The sequence below is a fragment of the Bacillus sp. EU55 genome (assembly GCF_038005925.1).
In the GTDB taxonomy this organism is placed as follows: domain Bacteria; phylum Bacillota; class Bacilli; order Bacillales; family Bacillaceae; genus Bacillus; species Bacillus velezensis.
In genome coordinates, this window is sequence record NZ_JBBOUE010000001.1 from 562,528 (window position 1) to 583,878 (window position 21,351).

Sequence of the window (21,351 nt, forward strand, 5' to 3'; positions counted from 1 at the left end):
TCTGTACTTGGATTAGGCTTAATAAGCAAGTTATATAATACTGTCATTAGCGGAGGCGTAAGCATTTGTTTAACTTTACATAAGGGAACCCTTATGATATGGTGATTATTGCTAATATTGACAAGAAAGAGGTGAAAGCGATGATAACGATTTATGGAATTTTGTATGGTGAAAATGCAAAAATTGGAAACATCTTGGCGGATAAAGGGAGCAGTCTGTCCTTTTTTAAGCCAAATCATCATACAAAAACAGTTATCGGTGCTTTTTCTCTATGTCAAATAAACGATAATCCAATGACATAATGTCCTTGTTTATTTGTGCATGATGTTATTTAAGCGTAACACCGATAATTGTGTCGGTGTTTTTTTGTGCCTGATTTTAAAAAAAGGTTAGATGATCACTCCCTTCTATTTACTCAAACAAACCAGAGTTTTATGGAAGGATGAGAAAACATGCAACAAAAAAACAAGTATATAAGAATTCAAGAGTTCCTGAAACAAAATAAGTTTCCTGATTTTAGAATGAATCAAATCAAAAATGCTGTGTTCAAAGGGAGAATAAATCATTTTAATGAAATAACGGTTCTTCCTAAATCCTTGAGAAAATTGTTAATGAATGAGTTTGGAGAGTCAATTTTAAATATTGCTGCTTTAAAAGTGCAGCATTCTGAGCAAGTAACAAAAGTCTTATTTGAAATTTCAGGAGACGAAAAAATAGAAACGGTCAATATGAAATATAAAGCTGGCTGGGAGTCATTTTGTATATCCTCGCAGTGCGGCTGTCATTTTGGCTGTACATTTTGTGCAACAGGAGATATTGGTTTAAAACGCAGCTTAACATCAGATGAAATGACTGACCAAATTTTGTACTTTCACTTAAAAGGACATTCAATTGACAGTATTTCTTTTATGGGAATGGGAGAAGCATTAGCGAATGTACAAGTTTTTGATGCTTTACATGTGCTTACAAATCCGGAGTTGTTTGCTTTAAGCCCTCGCAGGTTATCTATTTCGACCATAGGTATTATTCCGGGCATTAAAAAAATCACTCAGGATTATCCGCAGGTCAACCTGACGTTTTCATTACATTCTCCTTTTAATGAACAGCGAAGCAAGTTAATGCCGATTAATGAACGCTACCCGTTATTAGAGGTAATGGACACATTAGATGAGCATATACGTGTGACCTCAAGAAAAGTTTATATTGCTTATATTATGCTGCCGGGAGTTAATGATTCTATTGATCATGCGAATGAAGTAGTAAATCTTTTAAGAAGCAGATATAAGAGAGGGAACTTGTTCCATGTAAACATCATTAGATATAACCCGACTGTTAGTTCACCTATGAGATTTGAAGAAGTAAATGAGAAACAAGTTGTAAACTTCTATAAAAAATTAAAGTCAGCAGGAATTAACGTGACCGTCAGAAGTCAATTTGGCATTGATATAGATGCTGCTTGCGGACAATTATATGGAAATTATCAAAAAAATAAGAACCGATAAATCAGGTGCAGAACTCGGTTTGACTTCATATTATTTCATTTGATAACATAAAATGGTTATCGTGATTGAAAAAAAGATACCCGTTTTTATAAAAAAGGAGTCATAACGTTGCTGAAAAGGTTTTTTCTTGTTTTTCTTACGCTGATAATGTCTATATTTGCTGTATTCGCGGCTGCTGAAGAGTCTCCCGGCGATCGTGTCATTTCTTTTGACGAGCCTATGATTTTATTGATCTCGCTCGGAATCATCTTATGTTTGTTCATTCCGCCATTCGTCATGTCCTTTTTTGGCAGCTTGGTTGTGAGAATCATATCCGGAGTCTATCAATGTTTTATCGTCCTCACGTTTGCGGGGCTCATTCCGATTGGATTTCTGATCCCCAATGGCTTTTTGACAATTCTTGCTGCCGTCCTGGGAACTTTGGTCAGTTCAGCCAGTGTTGCGGTCACCTTATTCGTTGGCAGGACAGAGAACACAAATAAGCTTTCGTAAGCGGTTTTGACAACAATAACACGTCCTGAAAACACCAAGTGTCACAGACCCTTGGTGTTTTTTAATTCCGGCAGAAAAGAAGGTATAATGGGCGGGGAAGAGGTGTCAGCCAATGAAAATAACCAGAGAGACATTAGAAAAACAGCAAATTTGGATATATGGTGTGACTCTTGTGATCGGAGGAATAGCGGGGATCGCCGGGAAAGATTCAGGACTTCGCTGGGGATGGACGATATCACCGTTTATCGCTGTTCTCATGTATGCCATGTTTGCCCAAATCCCATTCTTGAAGCTGAGGGAAGCCTTGTCAAACCTCAAGTTTATGGCGGCTTTACTGATCGGTAATTTCTTAGCTGTACCTGTCGTTGTATGGGTGTTAACCGCCATTTTTCCTCAATCTCCTCCTATATTATTAGGGGTTTGTTTGGTATTGCTTACACCTTGTATTGATTACGTCATCGTCTTTACTCAGCTCGGCAAAGGAAATGAGAGATTAATATTGGCTTCCACGCCGGTTTTGTTCGCCGTTCAGATGGTATTGCTTCCGTTATACCTGTGGCTGTTTATCGGGAAAGAAGTGATAGGGGCTGTTCATGCGGGACCGTTTGTGGAAGCATTCTTATGTTTAATAGCGGGGCCGCTGCTGGCGGCAGTGATGACACAATTGTGGGCTGATAAGAAGCCGGCTGGAGAAAAGATGTTAGAGTGGACGGCCTGGCTGCCTGTTCCTTTTATGGCTCTCGTATTGCTGGCGGTCGTTGCCACACAAATCGGCAAGGTATACAGTGATTTTGAGGTCATTATACGCGTAATTCCGATTTATCTGTTATTCCTGCTCATGATGCCGTTTGTCTCCCGTTTTATCGCATATGCGTTCCGTCTGGATACAGGTGAAGGAAGAGCATTGATCTTCAGCACGGGCACAAGGAATTCTCTCGCAGTCCTTCCGTTAGCGCTGGCTCTGCCGGATGCTTGGGCCTCATTAGCCGCTGCTGTTATCGTCACACAGACGATTGTTGAGCTGATCGGTGAATTGGTTTATATCAAAGCGGTGCCCGGATGGCTGCTGAAATAAAAAATAATCTGCGCTGAAAAAAACATACCAATAGATATTGGTATGTTTTTTATGAGAATTATAAAGTTGCAATATCAATAACGAAACGGTAGCGGACATCGCTTTGGAGAACCCGTTCGTACGCTTCGTCGACTTGATCGGCCGGTATCACTTCAATTTTAGGAGCAATGCCGTGCTCGGCGGCGAAATCAAGCATCTCCTGAGTCTGCGGAATACCGCCGACGAGTGAACCCGCAATGCTGCGGCGGCCCGTGATTAAGGAGAACACACTGTATGAGTCCGGCTTAGCGGGCGCTCCCACATTTACCAATGTACCGTCAATGCGAAGCAGGGATAAGTAGGCATCTACGTCAAGGTTCGCGGATACTGTATTTAAAATAAGATCAAATCGTCCGGCCAGCTCAGTAAATGTATCCGGATCGCTTGTCGCAAAGTAATGATCGGCTCCAAATTCAAGCGCTTCGTCTTTTTTGTTCATTGAGCGGCTGAGGACGGTGACCTCTGCGCCCAAAGCGTGCGCGAATTGAACGGCTAAATGTCCGAGCCCGCCCATTCCGACAATCGCCACTTTTTTGCCGTGACCGGCATTCCAGTGTTTCAGCGGAGAATAGGTGGTAATGCCCGCGCACAATAGCGGACTGGCAGCATCCAAATCCAGCTGATCGGGAATACGGACAACGAATCTGTCAGTGACAACTATTTTCTGGCTGTAGCCTCCGTACGTAGGGTTTCCGTCGTAGTCCAGGTTATTATAGGTCTGAACAACGCCTTTTGTGCAATATTGTTCGTCTCCGTTCAGGCAGTATTCACATTCCCCGCAGGAGTCTACAAAACAGCCGACACCCACACGGTCGCCGGCGGCAAATGTGGTGACTTCTTCACCCACGGCTTCCACAACTCCGGCAATTTCGTGCCCGGGAACCATCGGAAAGATTCCGCCGCCCCATTCATCGAATGCACTGTGGATGTCTGAGTGACAAATCCCGCTGTACTTAATATCAATCAGGATATCGTGCGGCCGTAATGCTCTTCTCTCAATCGCCGTCCGCTCAAATTTAGCTTTGGCATGCGGAGCGCTTAATACACGAGTCGGATGATTATTGCACATGGTTATCTTCCTTTCCAAGATAAAGTGATGAATCCTCTGTTCGGTTTTACTTTAAATGTTAAAGCGGACTTTAAGTCAAGGGGTTTGGTCTATTTTTTTATGAAATGATATTCTATAATGGCACGCTTATGAAAGGTATGAAGGATGGGTGGTAAGAATATGAAGATTGCGCAGGCTGCAAAGCAGGTTGAGTTATCAGCCGCGACGCTTAGGTATTATGAAGGTATAGGACTGATTCCTCCGGTAAAACGCGATGAAAGCGGCATCCGCGATTATGACGAAGGTGATGTGAATTGGATTCAATTTATAAAATGCATGAGAAGTGCCGGGCTGTCGATTGAGGCTCTGATTGAATATACCGCTTTATTTATTGAAGGAGCCGATCATACGATCGAACCCCGAAAAAACATCCTTATAAATGAAAGGAAAAGGCTGACGGAGAAACAGAGGGAAATTGATGAAACCATAAAACGATTAAACAGGAAGATTGAGGATTACGAAGATATCCTGGAAAATGAAGCGAAACTTAAAAACAGATTGAAAGCTGAATGTATTTCTGAATGAAGAGAAGGTGTCCCGGGCGCCGGGCCGCATGAAATGTACCAAGGGAAACGAGCCTTGGTTTTTTTATTTTCTAAAGAGAGGAAACAAAACAGCTTTTTCTATCTTATCAATCATTACTTATCCTTTTTTCAGCTTGACTTTTTTACTGCAGACTTTTAAAGTGTGAAATGTTGCTTAGACTGTGATAGCGACTTTAATGCTGAAAAGAGGTGGTTTACCCAGATGAACAATAAAAAGAACCCTTGGGCGTTATTGCCTTTAGTCTTATTCGTAGGGCTTTTTGTCGGCTCTGGTCTGGTGACCGGAGATTTTTATAAATTGCCGATCTTGATTGCCGCGATCATTGCGTCAGCTTTTGCGCTGTTATTTAACCGGAAGAAATCGCTCAATCAAAAAATAGAATGGTTCGCTTCCGGTGCGGGACATCCTGATATTATCATTATGGTTATGATTTTTATATTGGCAGGTGCCTTTGCTTCAGCGGCTGAGGCGATGGGAGCGGTGCATTCAACTGTCAATCTTGCTTTGAGCATTATTCCGCAGCAGTTTTTGCTGCCGGGGCTGTTTATCATTGCTTGTTTCATTTCTATATCGATGGGAACATCAATGGGCACGATTGCGGCGGTTGCGCCGATCAGCGCCGGTTTGAGCGGAGAGCTTGGCATCTCCAGCGCGATACCGATTGCGGCTGTGGTCGGGGGAGCTATGTTCGGAGATAATCTTTCTTTTATTTCAGATACGACCATTGCGGCAGTCCGGACGCAAAAAACACAAATGAGGGATAAATTCAAAACGAACTTTCTGATTGTTTTGCCCGCTGCCATTGTGACTGTTATTATCTTATTTTTTATTCCGGCAGGCCACGCCCTCCATACGGATGCTGCATCTTACAGCTGGATTAAGGTGCTTCCTTATGTCGCCGTGTTAGTTTTTGCGTTAATCGGTATTAATGTGATGGCTGTCATATTCGGCGGATTGGTTTTGACGGGAATCATCGGATTGGCGGGCGGGAGCCTGACGTTTGATTCTTATTTTAAAGCGATTACGGATGGAGTTGCCGGAATGAGCGACCTTATCATCCTGTCCATGCTGATCGGCGGAATGGTCGGTGTGATGAAACAAAACGGCGGGATCGACTTTTTACTGGAGTTCATCACGAAACGAATCCGTTCCAAAAAAGGCGCCGAAGCCGGCATTGCCGGATTGGTCAGCGTGACGAATCTGGCTGCGGCCAATAATACGATCTCGATTATCGCAGCCGGGCCGATTGCAAAGAATATTGCTGATAAATTCAACATCGACAACAGAAAATCGGCAAGTATTCTGGATATCTTTTCGTGTATGATACAAGGATTGATTCCTTACGGCGCGCAGCTGTTATCAGCCGGGAAATTCGGGAATATTTCACCCGTCAGCATCCTGCCATACTCTTTCTATCCCGTTTTAATCGGAATCTGCGGCATCGCCGCCATTATATTTGGACTGCCGAAATTCACAAGAAATACGAAATAAAAGATAAAAAAAGGCGCCGTTCGGCGCCTTTTTTCTTTCATGACAGCCAAGCATTTCTCAAAAGCTGTACGCCCTGTGTGATCTGATCCGTATCGAGATGGGCGAAACCTAACTTTATGATCGGCGGTTCGGGCTTTCCGGCAACGAAATAAACAGCGGTAGGATATACCTTCACTCCGTACTGAAAAGCGCGTTCGATTAATGTTTCTTCTGTATAGTTCAGGTGAACTCTCACCAATATATACAATCCCGACTGCTCGCCGATGATCGTCACTTGCTCGCCGAACTGCTGCTTGATATGTGAAGTCAAGTGCTGCATCTTACGCTTGTAGACAGTGCGCATGCGCTTAATATGGCGGGTCCATTCACCGGCCTTCATCAATTCAGCCATGGTCAGCTGGTTAAGCGAAGAAGCGGTGCTTTCGAAATGAATAAACCGTTTTTTATACCGGTGCAAAAGGCGCTGCGGCAAAACCATATAGCTTATGCGGATGCCCGGTAGAAAGGATTTTGAGAAATTCCCTAAATAAATCACCCGGTCTGATTGAATGGAAGCAAGAGCGGGAAACGGCTGCTGTGTATAACGGAATTCACTGTCATAATCATCTTCAAGAATATAACCCTCTCTATGATTCACCCAATTGATCAGTGTTTGGCGCTGCTGAATGGACATGCTTACGCCGTAAGGGCTGTGATGGGATGGGGTCACATAGATTAATTTTTCTTTCATTGCATGCAATTGAGAAAAATCAGCTCCGTTTTCATAGACAGGCATCGTTTCCAGAGATAGCCCGTGAAATTGAAATGCCGCTCTGGCACCGTCAAACCCAGGGTCTTCAACGATAATTCCGGAAAAATCCTCTTTCAGAATCCGGCTGAGATATATCAGCATCTGCTGGGTGCTGCTGCCGATGATAACCGAATCCGCATCTGTTTTCACTCCGCGTGATTCCAAGAGATAAGCGGCAATTTGTTCACGCAGGTTTCTCTCGCCGAACGGTTCACCGTACAGAAAGCTTTTCTCTGATGCCAAAACTTGATTGTATAATTTTCTCCATGTTTTCAGAGGAAAATGCTTTTGATCGACGGCTCCAGCGCGAAAATCAATCAGGGCCGGCTGAGTTGATTCGGTTTTCTTAGCGTAAACAACATCGTTTTCTTTTTGAAATAAAGAAGGTTCTACTTCATTTGCAAAATAACCTTTGCGCGTTTCCCCGCGAATGTATCCCTCCGCTAAAAGAAGATCATAAGCCATCAGCGTTGTATTGCGGCTTACCCGCAGGGAATCCGCCAGCTCGCGAATGGATGGCAGCCGCTCATCTGCCTGAATATTTCCTTGCTCAATCAATGTTTTAAATTGCTCGTAAATTTGTTTGTATTTCGGGGTGCCGCTTCTGAAAGCGAAAATCAAATTTTTCATCAGATGTTCTCCTCTGACATGTGTATTTATTTGAAACTGTATCTTTTTAAATGTCAGTTGATATTTTATTATAGCGGAAAGCGCTTTATCAGTCCATGTTCAGAGAGGAGAGTTTTGTATGTATATTCCCGCTCCATTTCAGCTGAGTGAAGCTGAAGCGTGCGATGTAATCAAAGAGTATGGTTTCGCAGCATTGTTTTCAACGGCGGAAGGCATGCCGTATGCAACCCACCTGCCATTGATGATGAGTAAGGGTAACGAATGCTTATACGGTCATTTTGCATTGCCGAACCCCCAATGGAAAGAGATTGATGGCCAAAACGTATTAGCCGTTTTTCAAGGGCCTCATTGTTATATCTCGCCTAAATGGTATGAGACGAATCAGGCTGTTCCCACATGGAATTATGTGGCGGTTCATGTTTACGGAGAGGCGGAGCTTTTGGATGAGGAAGAAACCGTGCAGTCGATGAGTGATCTCGTATTGAAATACGAAAGCCCCGACAGCCCGTACAAATTAGAGGATGTCGATGCGAAATTGCTGGCAGGCATGAACAAAGGGGTAAAAGGTTTTAAAATCAAAATCAGCAAAATAGAGGGACAGGCGAAGCTTAGTCAAAATCATTCAGCCGCAAGACAAGGGCTGGTTGTACAACAGCTCAAACAGATTCCTCATACAAACGAACAGCTCATTTCCGGCTTGATGGAAGAAAACATCAAACGAATCACCGCAAAAAACTGACAAGCATGTTAAAAACATACCGGCAGCATGCGGTATGTTTTTTTCTGATTATGAAGCTTTTCTCAGGATGAATAACGACTCGAACAGCACATAAATCAAAGGCGCCATTAAAATGAAGAAAGAATGAAAAATAGCATACGGTATGAGTAAGTAAACGATAAGTTTCAATAGAATGGAAGACGTTTTACTCAATGTCCAGCGGTTTTTCAAGATATCAGTCATACAGGCTGAAACAAGGCCGACCGTCAAATATCCGGCTGCTATGTAAAGATAAATAAAAAGGTAAAACGGGTAAGAAGACAACGGGGGTGTGTCTTCCTGTGTCATTTTTAAACCCACATAAAAGACCAATAAAAAGCAAACGGACGAAACGAGAGCTAAAAAAAGGTGTTTATATAAATACTTCTTCATGTGTTTCACCTGCCTATGGACAATTATTTCTAAACATATTATGACATGGTTTTACCGCTGCTGAAAGAATCGGCAGCGGGCATGCGCCCGTCTATATGAGCGGGGCGTAAAGAATCAATATCATCTTTTCATGAATCCGGATGTTTTGTTCGGATGGATGTAAAGAAGAATACACCCCAAAAAAAGCTGTCAGCTTGGTCCTGACGGCTTATTTTTGGTGAAAGGCTTATTTCTCCGTGGTGAAATAAAGCAATGCTATGACCGGAAAAGCGATTCCAATCCATAATGTGATACTCCACCCGCCTGAGGCGTATGCCCATCCTCCGATTGATGATCCTATAGCGCCGCCCAGAAAGAAGATTGCCATAAATAATCCGTTTAATCGGCTGCGGAATTCAGGTGCCAACGAAAAAATGGCACGCTGACTGAGTACGAGATTGGCAGATACCCCCATATCCAACAGGATAGCTGCGGCCACCAGAACTGCTATTCCGACGGGAGAGCTGCTCTGAATCATGAGCGGGAGTAATAAAGAAACGATGACAACACCGAGAGCGATTCCGGTGGCAAGCCGGGTTAAGCCGCGATCAGCCAGACGGCCGCCTATCGGTGCAGCCGCTGCACCCGCAATGCCCGCTAATGCGTACAGCGCGATTGCCTTTTGAGAAAAATGAAAAGCAGGACCGGACAATAGTAAAGGTACAGTCGTCCAGAATAAGCTGAAAGCTCCAAATACAAACGCATGATAAATGGCACGGCGGCGTAAGACCGGAGTCGTGCGCAGCAGCTTCCACATTGAACCGAGTAAGACGGTGTAGCTTGTGTTTGCTGTTGGTTTTCTGGCAGGAAGCACTTTTGATAAGACGATTGCCAGGACAACACTTAACGCGGCGGATAAAGCAAATATGGCATTCCACCCCCATATATCAGCGACCAGGCTGGATATCGGACGTGAAAGCATAATACCGAGCAGCAGGCCGCTCATCACATTGCCGACAACCCGGCCGCGTGCGGCGTCTGGCGCAAGGTATGATGCGAACGGAACTAGCACTTGGGCCGCGATTGATCCCAGTCCGATGAAAAACGCAGCGGCTAAAAACAGTGTTCCATGCTTCACACATGCTGTCAGTGTCAAAGCGGCTGCGCTTAGAAGGAGCGATACCACGACAAGTTTTTTGTTTTCGACAATGTCTCCCAAAGGGACAAGAAACAGTAAGCCGGCAACGTATCCGATTTGGGTCAGCGTGACAATCAGTCCGGCACTGCTTGGAGAAAGCCCGATTGCCGCACTGATGAATCCTGCCAAGGGCTGTGCATAATAAAGATTAGCGACAATGATACCGCATGCCGTTGCGAGAAGAAGGGTTAAACCAGTTGAAATCCCCTGATCCGCTGTTTGTTTATTTTCTTTAGCCATATGAATGAACTCCTTTTTAATGATTTTATGAGGTTTGATACATATTTTGCTGATTCATCTCCTTTACGCAGAGGCTTTTGGAGTCTGCATTTCATCAAGACTTCCCTCAAGTTATTTTATAAACTGAACGTTTAGTTTTATTATAAGCAAATGATATACTAAACGTTCAGTTTTGTAAATGGGTTTCTGTTTTCTTTTTTTATACAGGTTAAGTATACTGAACGTATCGTTTATAATTCGGGAAGGAATGATTCATGTGCAGAGTAAACGAGGACGGCCGCGTGATGAAGGAACACATAAGGCGATTCTTTCTGCTGCCTATGACCTATTGTTGGAAAATGGCTTTGACGCGGTGACAGTCGATAAAATTGCAGAGCGTGCCAAAGTGAGTAAGGCAACGATTTATAAATGGTGGTCAAACAAGGCTGCCGTTATCATGGACAGCTTTCTTTCGACCGCTACGGACAGACTGCCTGTGCCCGATACAGGATCAACAGTGCAAGATATATTGACCCACGCCGCGAATTTAGCAAGGTTTTTGACGAGCCGGGAAGGAACCGTTATTAAGGAATTAATCGGTGCGGGGCAGCTGGATGCAAAATTGGCGGAAGAATATCGCACGCGATTTTTCCAGCCCCGCCGCCTCCAAGCGAAAGGCCTTCTGGAAAAGGGAATTCAAAAAGGTGAATTAAGAGAGAATCTTGATATTGATGTAAGCATCGATCTCATTTACGGACCGATTTTCTATCGTCTGCTTATTACAGGTGATGAGGTGAATGATTCCTATGTGCATGATCTGGTGATGAGTGCGTTTAAGGGAGTTCAGCCTGCCTGAAAAATAGCCGGATCATGTGAAAGAGATACAGACTTCTGCTGCCTACGGGCCGAATATAATGAAAAGGCCGAACAAGTTCATTGTTCGGCCTTTTCTGATTGATTTGCGAACTGCCGGGCGGCCGCCACGCAAGCGATAACGCCGACATTCACCGCCGCAAGTTCCCATCCTGCTTTTTCATGGAGAATCATGGCGGCCAGTAACAGTCCGAAGAAAGGCTGCAGAAGCTGCAGCTGTCCGACCGCGGCGATGCCTCCCTGGGCGAGTCCGCGATACCAGAATACGAAGCCGATCAGCATGCTGAATATTGAGACATATGCAAGACTGAGCAGTGCGGGCGCGCCGATGTTTGACCATGAGTCCGGCATGAAGCAGAAAGACAGGATGAACATAAGGGGAAGCGATAAAACGAGAGCCCAAGAGATCACCTGCCAGTTGCCAAGCCGCCGGGAGAGGCGGGCGCCTTCGGCATAACCGAGACCGCACACGATAATCGAAGCGATCATGTACGTATCACCGAGCGGAGAGGATTCCCCTCCTTGCAGCAGAGCATATCCGGCTACGAGGATGCTGCCGGCAGCCGAGAAAATCCAAAAGACCGGTCTGGGCCGTTCGCCTCCTCGCAGTACGCCGAAGATCGCCGTCGCAAGCGGGAGAAGCCCGATGTAGACAATGGCATGAGCGGATGTGACATGCTGAAGCGCTAATGCTGTAAGCAGCGGGAAACCGATCACGACGCCGAGCGCTACTGTTATTAATGAAATGATGTCGCTTTTGGCAGGGCGTTTCTCCTGAAAAATCAGGAGCAGAGCGCCTGCCAATATACCGGCTATCGCGGCGCGGCATACGGTGAGAAATACCGGATCAAAGTCCGCTACAGCCAAGCGGGTCGCGGGAAGCGAGCCGCTGAAAATGAGCACGCCGATAAATCCGTTAATCCAGCCGTTTGCGGCCTTATTCATTCCAATCACTCCAATATATATTTCTAAACCCATTTTCAAAGTTTATAATGACTATAAACTGAAATTGGCCTTATACAAATGGCCAGTTTTTATAAAAAGAAGAATGCCAGTTTGGAGGGAATAAAAATGGATATCACGCCATTTTTAAATAGAGATCTGGATATTCCGCTTTATCAGCAGCTTTATCGGCATTTTAAGGAAAATATGCATCAGGGCCGTATTCCTAAAGGACTGAAGCTTCCTTCAAAAAGGCTTTTGTCAAGTCAGCTTTCCGTCAGTCAGACGACTGTGGAGCGTGCCTATGAACAGCTTGCCGCCGAAGGCTATATTGTCAGTAAGCCGAGAAGCGGATGGTTTGCCGATTATGACTCGGACGCCGTCTATGTGAAAAAGCCGGGCGCTTCGCCTGTTCAAACAAAGGCGAAGGAAGACCGCCAATGGATTGATTTTCACTACGGCACTGTGGATGCCGCTCATTTTCCTTTTTCGGCATGGCGCAAAAGCATGGTTGCAAGCTTAGATCAATATGGGCACGAGCTGTATCGGCCCGGGGATGATTTGGGCGAGCTTGAACTGAGAACGCTCATTTCAGAATACTTATATCAGTCGCGCGGCGTGAATTGCCGTCCTGAACAAGTGATAGTCGGCGCCGGGAACCCTGCTCTTTTGCAAATGCTGTGCAAAATATTTGAAGCAAATCTATCCATCGGATATGAAGATCCGGGTTATCCGAGAGCGAGGGAGATTTTTAAAGCCAATCACATGAAGATCATTCCGATACCCGTCGATAATGAAGGAGTCTGTATCCGGAAGCTGAATGAAGAGCGGCCGCGTCTTGTATATGTCACGCCTTCTCATCAATTTACGTTAGGAATGATTATGCCGGTAAACAGAAGGATTCAGCTGCTGAAATGGGCGAAGGAACATCAATCGTTCATTATAGAAGATGATTATGACGGTGAATTCCGATACACCGGCCAGCCGATCCCATCATTGCAAGGGCTTGATCAGCATCACCGTGTTATTTATATGGGAACGTTTTCCCAATCTCTGCTTCCTTCGCTGCGCATCAGCTATATGATTCTTCCTTTGCCGCTTATCGAAAAAGGCAGGGAAATCGCTTCTTTATATAAGCAGACCGTCTCCTGCCACAGTCAGCTGACGCTGGCTCAATTTATCAAAAGCGGAGAGTGGCAGAAACATATTAACAGAATGAGAAAGCTGTACCGGAAAAAAAGAGCGGTATTATTAGAGGCCGTGCGGCGCGAGCTGGGACAATACGTCAGGATTCGCGGAGAAAATTCCGGGCTGCGGATTTTACTTGACGTTCAGCTGCCTTTCAGTGAAAAAGAGCTGATTGAAAAGGCGGAGGAACAAGGAGTCAAAATCTATCCCGTGTCTCTCACCTATCAAAAACAGCTCCCTGAAAAAACAGTTTCTCTCGGTTTCGCGGGGGTTTCTGAAACCAATATACAAGAAGGTATAAAAAAACTGAGAGCCGCCTGGGCGCTGTAAAAGGCAGCTCACAGTTTGAAATACTGAAGCTTGAGTCAGGGGTGCAGTCTCAGCAGCAAAACGATTTATAGGACGGGCAGGCGGAGCGCCGTATCAATATTTTGCAAATTGAGCCGGACTTGTTCATTTGTGTTCCACGGGTGATACCAGCCTTTTTCCATCATATAGCGTGAGATTTGCTCGTGCATGTCAAGGGCTTCTTCTAAGTGCCAGGTGAGGATCGCTTTCACTTCAGGCGTTCCGGCTTCCGTCGCCGCCATCGCATAGTTTCTGACACCGCTTTTTGCCGAATTCAATAAATCCATTGCGACAATTTGGTCTGTCAGTGCATTCATTCCCGTCAAGTATTCAATAATCGGATTCATTCGTGATTCATCTCCTCATTTCATGCTGTGCATCAGATAAAATCGAGGCAAATTCCTGCAATTGCCTTGTTGATGTATCCACATCCTGCTGCATGATTTCTTTCAGCTGCGGATCGGATACGAGCGCTTTCATGGTTTTGGATTTCGTCAGACAAAGTGACTTAAAAGAAGCCATCTCCTGAATTTCGAGTAATTCATGTAAGGCGCTGGCCATTTCTGTAGCCTCCGTTCTTTAAGGTTTGAGTACAACTTTAATACAATCATCTGTTTTCGTGTCAAACATCTCATAGCCGTGCTTCGCTTCACTGAGCGGAATGACATGGCTTACAACATCGCCTGGATCAATTTTGCCGGTTGACACCAATTCAAACATATACGGCATATAGTGGATGACCGGAGCTTGTCCTGATCGGATATTGACGTTCCGCTGCATGATATCGCCAAGGGGAAACCCGTTGTATCTGCCGCCGTACACACCCGTAATCTGGATTGTTCCCCCTTTTCGCACCGCTTGGGACGCGATGACCAATGCGCTCATCGCCCCGCCCTGAAGTTTTAATCCGCTGGCGAGGAACTCGAGATCCGTCATTTTTCCGTCCATGCCGACGGCGTCAATGACAACGTCGGCGCCGCCTTTGGTGATTTCCTTCAGGTAGCTGCCTGTATTTTCGTGGTCTTCGAAGTTCACGATTTCTACTTTATTCGTCCGTTTCGCATGCTGGAGACGGTAGTTGACATAGTCTACGGCTATTACGCGTTTCGCTCCCTTTAACCAGCAGAATTTTTGAGCGAAAAGGCCCACGGGCCCGCAGCCGAGAACGATAACTGTATCGCCTTCTTTTACGCCGGCATTGTCGACGCTCCAAAAGCCGGTTGTCATCGCATCGGAAATAACACTCAGTTTCTCATCCGGTTCTTCGCATGTTTCGGGAACTTTAAAGTGGGTAAAGTTCGCAAATGGAACGCGCAAATATTCGGCCTGGCCTCCCGGATAGCCGCCGGCATTTCCTGAATAGCCGAAATAAGCGCCTATATCGCCGTTCTCATTTGATTGATCACATTGGCTTTCCAGGTGATTTTTGCAATAAACGCATTCTCCGCAGGCGATATTAAAAGGAATAATGACACGGTCCCCTTTTTTGACTTTCGTCACGCCGGGACCGGTTTCTTCCACGATGCCCATCGGTTCATGGCCGATGATGTAGTCTTCCTGCAAATTCGGGATGAGTCCGTGGATTAAATGTAAATCTGATCCGCAAATTGCCGTACTTGTGACTTTTATAATCATGTCATCGTGTTTTTCAATCTTCGGATCAGGCACGTCTTTGACAACGACGTTTTTCACTCCTTGATACGTTACGGCCTTCATGCTGTAATACCTCCAGTGTTAGTGTTCATCAGGTGTGCGGTCAAACATCCCTTTTCTGTTCGTTTCAACGGGAAACAGATTCATATTTCCGACCATGAGGGTATTTTTCGCAGAGAGCTGATCCAATTTATACTGTTCGCTCAGATCATGCGGGTGAAACCACTTTTTGCTGACCATCAAGTCTGTTATCTCCTGATGCATCGTGATTCCCTGCATGAGCTGTTTGCGCAGCAAAGCTCTTACATCAGGTGAAGCGGTTTCTGTTAAAGCAACGGCGGTATTTCTGACGCCTTCTTTGGCGCGTATGAGAAAATCCATTGCGAATGTCATATCCGCAAGTTCAGGGACATGTAATGAATTGATCGGATCTAAATGGTCATGATTCAATGATGCTTACCTTCCTTTCAATTGATGATCGAAGTCGGCCGGTTTTGAGGAACGGGAGCCTGAAACATTGCCCGTTCATAAACCGCCTGCAGATCAGCCAGGTCTTGAGAGGCTTGCTGAACGTCTTTTTCCATTAACGTTTTCAGATCCTGATCAAACACAAGCCCTTGCATGAGCTTGGATTTCGCGACACAAAGCGTCTTGAAGTTAATGATTTCATGTAAGTCCAGCGACTCGTGAGCCGCTAATTCACGCTTATCCATAATCGTCTGAAACCTCCCTTTGTAGAAATACGTAGTTAATTTCCCCTGAGAAAAGAGGTCTAGTCTTACAAATTTTGTTTGTAAGAAAAAGCGGTGAAAAAGCCTGACAGTGCATCAAAAAAAAGAGGAAGCACAATCGCTTCCTCTTGTCAAAATATGCCGAAAATGATAAGTCGGCAAATACGATTCTTTTGAAAGCGGCAAAAGCACCTGCGCTGATAACAAACAGAACGCTGACCGGGGCAACGAACCTGGTTCCCTTCCGCGAGATCATCCGGCTGGCGCTTAACAGGCCGATCAATGAGCCGAACGCAAGCCCGAATATAATCAATCCCGCAAAAACAGCTTGCGAACAATCCCGCAGGCTGTTTTTTCTTTCACCCGTCATGCAGGGACAGAAGGGGAAGGTGAGAAGAAGGCACATATGGTATGATGACAAATAGAATAAAACCTCGTGAGGCCGGTCGGCTAAAAGGAAGTGGACAGAGATTGTTTGGTACAAAACATCAAGAAGACTACGTCTCCCGTGACAGACGCTCATTGCATATGCTTGCGCTTCGGGTGCCCGGTCTGGCGTTTATTTTAATGGTATATGCCGCATCAGTTTCTTTGCAGTACATTTATGAAAGCTGGACGGTTTTTTTGCAGCTGTTATTCACGATATTGATCGTCATTTTTACCGTGCTGCACTGGCATTCCCATCGCTGGGTGAAGAAAAAGACGTTTCTTTATTTCATCATACAGGGATTTATCATATATACATCGGCTAACTTGATGACCGGCGGCTATATCGCACTGGTCATCGGTCTCTATGCCTTTTTAATCGGGCAGATTATCGGAATGGCGGATAAGGGAAAAACGTTGCTCATACTCTATCTTTTCATTTTAATGTCCATAACAGCCCTGCATCAGGAGCATCCGCATCATCTGCTGCGTTTCATCGTTATCGCCGCTCCCATCATGATCGTGATTATCACGTATGCGGCCACATTTTTCGCGCAAGTTGATGAAAAAATAAAAACACAGATGACGCTTGAAAAATTAGAGCTCGCTCACCGGCAAGTGAAACAGCTGACGCTTCAGAATGAAAGACAGCGGATGGCGAGAGACTTACACGATACGCTTGCCCAAGGATTGGTCAGCTTGCACATGCAGCTTGAAGCGGTGCAAGTTCATCTTTCGAAAGATAACACTGACAGAGCGAAAGACATCATCAGCCAGTCAATGGACAGAGTGAAGGGCACATTGGCTGATGCGCGCTCGGCCATTGATAACCTTCGCAGTAAATCAGAAGAGATCGGCTTCTTAAAAGAAAGCATCACTGAACAAATCAACCATTTTACAGAAGCCTCCGGGCTGTCTTGTTTTTTAGATTACAGCGTGCATCATGTGCTTGACGTTCATACGGCGGAGAATTGCCATTACATGATCGGAGAAGGCCTGACAAACGCCGCCAAGCATGCAGAAGCAAAGAATGTCTGGGTGTCCGTTCGGGAAGAAGAGAGACAGATCCGCATAACCGTCAAAGATGACGGGAAAGGCTTTGATGCCGGAACAGAAATGAGAAAAAGCGGACATTACGGGCTGCTTGGGATACAAGAACGCGTCAATATGATGAACGGTACTTTCCGTATAACAAGCGCCAGATCAGCGGGGACTCAAATTGAGATCATCATACCAATTCAGGGAGAGGCGGAACATGTATAAAGTGTTAATAGCAGATGACCATCTTGTCGTCAGAGAAGGTCTGAAGCTTTTGATAGAAACAAATGACCATTACACCATAACGGGAGAAGCGGAAAACGGGAAAACCGCCGTCCGCCTCGCAGAGGAACTAAAGCCCGATGTCATTCTCATGGATCTGTACATGCCGGAAATGAGCGGGCTGGAAGCCATTAAACAGATAAAAGAGCATTCTGATGTGCCGATCATTATTTTGACGACCTATAATGAAGATCATCTGATGATAGAAGGCATCGAATCAGGCGCGAACGGTTATCTGCTGAAGGACACAAGCTCAGAAACCTTATTTCATACGATGGATGCGGCAGTCAGGGGAGAAGTGCTTCTGCAGCCGGACATCTTGCGGCGTTTCCGGGAAATGAAAATGGAACGGGCAAATGCCAATGAAACACAGCTGACGGACAAGGAAATCATAGTTCTGCAAGCCGTTGCGCAAGGACATAAAAGCAAAGCGATCGCCTTCGATTTAGGAATCTCAGAGCGGACGGTAAAAGCGAGATTAACATCAATTTATAACAAATTAGGCGCTGATTCGCGGACGGAAGCCGTCACCATTGCCATGCAAAAAGGCATTCTGAAACTGAATATATAATGAAAAACTGCCCAAACGTACATGCCCCTATGTACGTTTTTTTATGTGAATGTGAACTACAATTAGGCAGAAAGTAATGATTGGAGAGGAGTATTCGATGTCTGGTTTTTTATATAAATTAGGGGGATGGTCTGCCCGCAATCGATTAAAAATGATCAGTGCGTGGCTCGTGATACTGATCGCTTCGATTGTGATCGCCATCTCGTTAAAACCTGCTTTTTCTGAGGATATGTCAATTCCCGACACACCTTCTGAAAAGGCGATGGATATGATTCAAAAAGAATTTTCAAAGGGTCCCGATAAAGGAAGCATACGGGTTATTTTCGGAGCTGAAGACGGGAAGAAATTGACGTCAAAACCGGAAAAACAAGCGATTGAAGAGACATTAAAGAAGATCAAAACAGATCATTCAGTCGCTTCGATTGCAAGTCCTTTTGAGACAGGAACCATTTCTAAAGACGGATCAGTAGCATATGCCGATATTACGTACAAAAAAGCGGCGGATGACATTACGGATGCGTCTGTTTCACATATTAAACACAGTCTGTCCGCCGCAGGAGACAAAGGTCTGCAGACGGAGCTCAGCGGCGATGTGCCGGGGGCCGGTGTTGAAATCGGCGGTGTATCTGAAATTGTCGGCGTTGTGCTGGCATTCGTCGTACTGGCTATTACGTTTGGTTCATTAGTCATAGCGGGGCTTCCGATTGTCACGGCCCTGATTGGGTTAGGCGTAAGCGTCGCGCTGACGTTAATCGGGACACAGTTCTTTACGATAGCCTCGGTCAGTCTCTCATTATCCGGAATGATCGGACTGGCCGTCGGGATTGATTATGCGCTGTTTATCTTTACGAAGCATCGTCAGTTTTTGGGCGAAGGTGTACAAAAAAATGAATCGATCGCTAAAGCCGCGGGAACGGCTGGCAGCGCCGTCGTTTTTGCGGGACTGACCGTGATCGTCGCGCTTTGCGGATTGACCGTTGTCGGCATTCCGTTCATGTCTGCCATGGGATTGACTGCGGCACTCAGTGTGCTGATGGCTGTATTGGCATCAGTAACGCTGGTTCCTGCGGTGTTGTCAATCGTGGGAAAACGGATGATTCCGAAATCAAACAAGAAGAAAGAAAAGAAAAGCGCCGACACGAATGCCTGGGGGCGCTTCGTTACAAAGAAGCCTATTCTGTTAAGCATTTTCAGCATTATTCTTTTAGCCGTCATCAGTCTGCCGGCCATGCATTTAGAGCTGGGGCTGCCTGATGCGGGAATGAAAGCGAAAGACAGCCCGGATCGCCGCGCCTATGATCTTTTGTCTAAAGGATTCGGCGAGGGCTTTAACGGCAAGCTGACAATTGTTGCCGATGCAAAAGGGGTCAAGGGGAACAAAAGTGAAGCATTTCAAGACGCCGTGAACGAAATGAAGGATTTGCACAATGTGGCGAGCGTCACACCGGCCATGCCGAACGAAAAAGGGGACTATGCCATTATTACGGCAGTGCCTGAAACCGGGCCGAATGATAAGGCAACGAAAGAGTTAGTGCAGGATATACGGAAACGATCAGACAAAAACGGCATCCGCCTGCTCGTCACCGGGTCAACCGCGGTGAACATTGATATTTCAGATCGGTTAAACGATGCCATTCCGGAATTCGCCATTCTCATTGTCGGGTTTGCGTTTGTATTGCTGAGCGTTGTTTTCCGCTCGCTTCTCGTGCCCCTTGCCGCCGTCGTCGGCTTTTTGCTGACGATGACCGCTACACTCGGCTTATCGGTATTCGTTCTGCAGGATGGGAATTTCACCGGCTTGCTCAGCATTCCGGAAAAAGGCCCGATTCTCGCCTTCCTGCCTATTTTAGCGATCGGTATTCTTTTCGGACTGGCGATGGATTATCAAGTATTCCTTGTCAGCAGAATGAGAGAAGAATATGTCAAAACAAAAAATCCGGTACAAGCCATCCATGCCGGATTGAAACATAGCGGACCTGTCGTAACAGCGGCGGGACTGATCATGATTTTCGTCTTTGCGGGATTCATCTTTGCGGGAGAAGCTACGATCAAATCCATGGGCTTGGCAATGACCTTCGGTGTTCTTTTTGATGCGTTCATTGTAAGAATGACCATTATTCCGAGTGTCATGAAGCTGATGGGACATGCGGCCTGGTACTTGCCGAAGTGGCTGGATAAGATCATTCCGAATGTGGATATCGAAGGCCATAAGCTGACACAAGGCAAAACACCGGAGAAACCGGAAGAATAAAATGAAAAAGCAGATCGTTATGATCTGCTTTTTTTATGTGCTGATCGCATTCATGAAAAGAGAAAAAAGCTTTTTCATGTCTTCATGTTTTTTTGTCAGCATTTCGGGATGCCATTGCACGCCGACGACAAATAATTCACCCGTCCGTTCAATCGCTTCAATGGCCCCGTCTTTCGCATAAGCCGCGGCTTTAAACGAAGGCGCCGTCTCTTTTATGATCTGGTGATGGAACGAATTCACCCGCGCTGAATCGCCGAACAAAGAATGGAGACGTGTCCCTTTTTCAAAGGAAACATGATGGGTTTTTAACGGTGGATCTTTTTCTTGATCGTGCTTGATTTCAGCAAATGAAGCGTGTGTCAGATCCTGATATAAAGTTCCCCCGTAAGTGACGTTTAACATATGCATCCCCCGGCAGATGGCCAGAATCGGCTTTTCTAAAGCAACCGCCGTGAGAATCAGCTCCTTCTCGTAGGCGTCCCGATCAGGAAAGGTCTTTCTTAAAGCCTGTAAAGGTTCTTCGCCGTAAAACAGCGGGTCTATGTCCTGGCCGCCGGACAGAATGATCCCGTCAACATGAGAGACCTGTTCCTTTACAAGCGCCGTCTCTTGAATCACCGGCAGTATAAACGGCACACCGCCGGCCTCAGAAACAGACTGAATATAATCATTATTGACATATGCCCGATTATAACCCGGGAAAGGACCGGATTGATCAGCCATAATGTTTCCCGTAATTCCGATGCGTTTGGCCATTCTTTGCCCCCCTGAACCATGCTCATAATAAATCTGAACGTAGGTTGTACAAATCAGTTTGAAATTATTCTTC

Annotated in this window: 24 protein-coding genes; 13 read left to right on the forward strand and 11 right to left on the reverse strand. The window is 45.6% G+C overall.

Going from position 1 to position 21,351, the window contains the following annotated elements; translation table 11 throughout:
• The first annotated feature begins 98 nt into the window (after positions 1-98).
• From NYE50_RS02935 to NYE50_RS02950, 4 genes are all read left to right on the forward strand, one after another.
• Positions 99-302: a hypothetical protein gene (locus tag NYE50_RS02935; RefSeq protein WP_017419194.1), complete on the forward strand. Its 204-nt coding sequence runs from the start codon at positions 99-101 to the stop codon at positions 300-302.
• A 150-nt stretch (positions 303-452) separates the two neighbouring features.
• Positions 453-1,502 carry a Cfr family 23S rRNA (adenine(2503)-C(8))-methyltransferase gene (locus NYE50_RS02940; protein ID WP_172869014.1) on the forward strand — a complete coding sequence of 350 codons (1,050 nt, stop codon included), beginning with the start codon at positions 453-455 and terminating at the stop codon, positions 1,500-1,502.
• A gap of 108 nt (positions 1,503-1,610) precedes the next feature.
• Positions 1,611-1,994 carry a hypothetical protein gene (locus NYE50_RS02945; RefSeq protein WP_015239247.1) on the forward strand — a complete coding sequence of 128 codons (384 nt, stop codon included), beginning with the start codon at positions 1,611-1,613 and terminating at the stop codon, positions 1,992-1,994.
• Positions 1,995-2,106: 112 nt separating this feature from the next.
• Positions 2,107-3,069: an arsenic resistance protein gene (locus NYE50_RS02950; RefSeq protein WP_224988672.1), complete on the forward strand. Its 963-nt coding sequence runs from the start codon at positions 2,107-2,109 to the stop codon at positions 3,067-3,069.
• A 58-nt stretch (positions 3,070-3,127) separates the two neighbouring features.
• On the opposite strand, the gene NYE50_RS02955 is transcribed toward NYE50_RS02950, so the two are convergent.
• On the reverse strand, positions 3,128-4,177 hold the full coding sequence (locus NYE50_RS02955; protein ID WP_043866863.1) for an NAD(P)-dependent alcohol dehydrogenase: 1,050 nt from the start codon (positions 4,175-4,177) through the stop codon (positions 3,128-3,130).
• 159 nt (positions 4,178-4,336) lie between these two features.
• Between NYE50_RS02955 and NYE50_RS02960 the strand changes: the two genes are divergently transcribed.
• Positions 4,337-4,741: a MerR family transcriptional regulator gene (locus NYE50_RS02960; RefSeq protein ID WP_014304432.1), complete on the forward strand. Its 405-nt coding sequence runs from the start codon at positions 4,337-4,339 to the stop codon at positions 4,739-4,741.
• Positions 4,742-4,963: 222 nt separating this feature from the next.
• Positions 4,964-6,253, forward strand: a complete 1,290-nt coding sequence (locus NYE50_RS02965; RefSeq protein WP_003156086.1) for a Na+/H+ antiporter NhaC family protein — start codon at positions 4,964-4,966, stop codon at positions 6,251-6,253.
• A 37-nt stretch (positions 6,254-6,290) separates the two neighbouring features.
• On the opposite strand, the gene pdxR (NYE50_RS02970) is transcribed toward NYE50_RS02965, so the two are convergent.
• On the reverse strand, positions 6,291-7,673 hold the full coding sequence (pdxR, locus tag NYE50_RS02970; protein WP_069473168.1) for a MocR-like pyridoxine biosynthesis transcription factor PdxR: 1,383 nt from the start codon (positions 7,671-7,673) through the stop codon (positions 6,291-6,293).
• A 118-nt stretch (positions 7,674-7,791) separates the two neighbouring features.
• Between pdxR (NYE50_RS02970) and NYE50_RS02975 the strand changes: the two genes are divergently transcribed.
• Positions 7,792-8,412, forward strand: a complete 621-nt coding sequence (locus tag NYE50_RS02975; RefSeq protein ID WP_044053038.1) for an FMN-binding negative transcriptional regulator — start codon at positions 7,792-7,794, stop codon at positions 8,410-8,412.
• 48 nt (positions 8,413-8,460) lie between these two features.
• Here NYE50_RS02975 and NYE50_RS02980 read toward each other — a convergent pair whose 3' ends face one another.
• Both NYE50_RS02980 and NYE50_RS02985 read right to left on the reverse strand, forming a co-directional pair.
• Positions 8,461-8,823 carry a hypothetical protein gene (locus NYE50_RS02980; protein ID WP_003156079.1) on the reverse strand — a complete coding sequence of 121 codons (363 nt, stop codon included), beginning with the start codon at positions 8,821-8,823 and terminating at the stop codon, positions 8,461-8,463.
• 226 nt (positions 8,824-9,049) lie between these two features.
• Positions 9,050-10,240, reverse strand: a complete 1,191-nt coding sequence (locus tag NYE50_RS02985) for an MFS transporter (RefSeq protein WP_003156076.1) — start codon at positions 10,238-10,240, stop codon at positions 9,050-9,052.
• Between the two features lie 256 nt (positions 10,241-10,496).
• Here NYE50_RS02985 and NYE50_RS02990 point away from each other — a divergent pair, with 256 nt between their 5' ends.
• A complete protein-coding gene (locus NYE50_RS02990; RefSeq protein WP_172869010.1) occupies positions 10,497-11,075 on the forward strand; it encodes a TetR/AcrR family transcriptional regulator in 579 nt (192 codons plus the stop codon).
• Between the two features lie 77 nt (positions 11,076-11,152).
• On the opposite strand, the gene NYE50_RS02995 is transcribed toward NYE50_RS02990, so the two are convergent.
• Positions 11,153-12,037 (reverse strand): DMT family transporter, encoded by an 885-nt coding sequence (locus tag NYE50_RS02995; protein WP_172869008.1) that lies wholly within the window; start codon positions 12,035-12,037, stop codon positions 11,153-11,155.
• 126 nt (positions 12,038-12,163) lie between these two features.
• On the opposite strand from NYE50_RS02995, the gene pdxR (NYE50_RS03000) reads away from it, so the two are divergent.
• Positions 12,164-13,552 (forward strand): MocR-like pyridoxine biosynthesis transcription factor PdxR, encoded by a 1,389-nt coding sequence (gene pdxR, locus NYE50_RS03000; protein WP_021495035.1) that lies wholly within the window; start codon positions 12,164-12,166, stop codon positions 13,550-13,552.
• Between the two features lie 65 nt (positions 13,553-13,617).
• On the opposite strand, the gene NYE50_RS03005 is transcribed toward pdxR (NYE50_RS03000), so the two are convergent.
• Genes NYE50_RS03005 through NYE50_RS03025 form a run of 5 tightly spaced genes read right to left on the reverse strand, consistent with a single transcriptional unit; the run spans position 13,618 to position 15,936 of the window.
• A complete protein-coding gene (locus tag NYE50_RS03005; protein ID WP_172869005.1) occupies positions 13,618-13,917 on the reverse strand; it encodes a spore coat protein in 300 nt (99 codons plus the stop codon).
• Positions 13,918-13,924: 7 nt separating this feature from the next.
• A complete protein-coding gene (locus NYE50_RS03010) occupies positions 13,925-14,131 on the reverse strand; it encodes a hypothetical protein (RefSeq protein WP_014417027.1) in 207 nt (68 codons plus the stop codon).
• 18 nt (positions 14,132-14,149) lie between these two features.
• Positions 14,150-15,286, reverse strand: coding sequence for a zinc-dependent alcohol dehydrogenase (locus NYE50_RS03015; protein ID WP_014417028.1), 1,137 nt, complete (start codon positions 15,284-15,286; stop codon positions 14,150-14,152).
• An 18-nt stretch (positions 15,287-15,304) separates the two neighbouring features.
• The gene (locus NYE50_RS03020) at positions 15,305-15,673 is read right to left on the reverse strand and encodes a spore coat protein (protein WP_015416918.1); all 369 of its coding nucleotides are present in this window, start codon (positions 15,671-15,673) and stop codon (positions 15,305-15,307) included.
• 17 nt (positions 15,674-15,690) lie between these two features.
• Entirely contained in the window at positions 15,691-15,936 is a 246-nt protein-coding gene (locus NYE50_RS03025) for a spore gernimation protein GerQ (protein WP_172869003.1), read from the reverse strand.
• Between the two features lie 146 nt (positions 15,937-16,082).
• Here NYE50_RS03025 and NYE50_RS03030 point away from each other — a divergent pair, with 146 nt between their 5' ends.
• From NYE50_RS03030 to NYE50_RS03045, 4 genes are all read left to right on the forward strand, one after another.
• Positions 16,083-16,379: a hypothetical protein gene (locus NYE50_RS03030; RefSeq protein WP_172869000.1), complete on the forward strand. Its 297-nt coding sequence runs from the start codon at positions 16,083-16,085 to the stop codon at positions 16,377-16,379.
• A 46-nt stretch (positions 16,380-16,425) separates the two neighbouring features.
• Entirely contained in the window at positions 16,426-17,643 is a 1,218-nt protein-coding gene (locus tag NYE50_RS03035) for a sensor histidine kinase (protein WP_079891268.1), read from the forward strand.
• Positions 17,636-18,271: a response regulator transcription factor gene (locus NYE50_RS03040; RefSeq protein ID WP_053285505.1), complete on the forward strand. Its 636-nt coding sequence runs from the start codon at positions 17,636-17,638 to the stop codon at positions 18,269-18,271. The genes NYE50_RS03035 and NYE50_RS03040 overlap by 8 nt, the downstream gene beginning before the upstream one ends.
• A gap of 97 nt (positions 18,272-18,368) precedes the next feature.
• Entirely contained in the window at positions 18,369-20,522 is a 2,154-nt protein-coding gene (locus NYE50_RS03045) for an MMPL family transporter (RefSeq protein ID WP_172868998.1), read from the forward strand.
• Positions 20,523-20,555: 33 nt separating this feature from the next.
• Here the strand turns inward: NYE50_RS03045 and NYE50_RS03050 are convergent, their stop codons facing one another.
• Positions 20,556-21,278 carry a gamma-glutamyl-gamma-aminobutyrate hydrolase family protein gene (locus NYE50_RS03050; protein WP_095273189.1) on the reverse strand — a complete coding sequence of 241 codons (723 nt, stop codon included), beginning with the start codon at positions 21,276-21,278 and terminating at the stop codon, positions 20,556-20,558.
• Positions 21,279-21,351 lie beyond the last annotated feature (73 nt).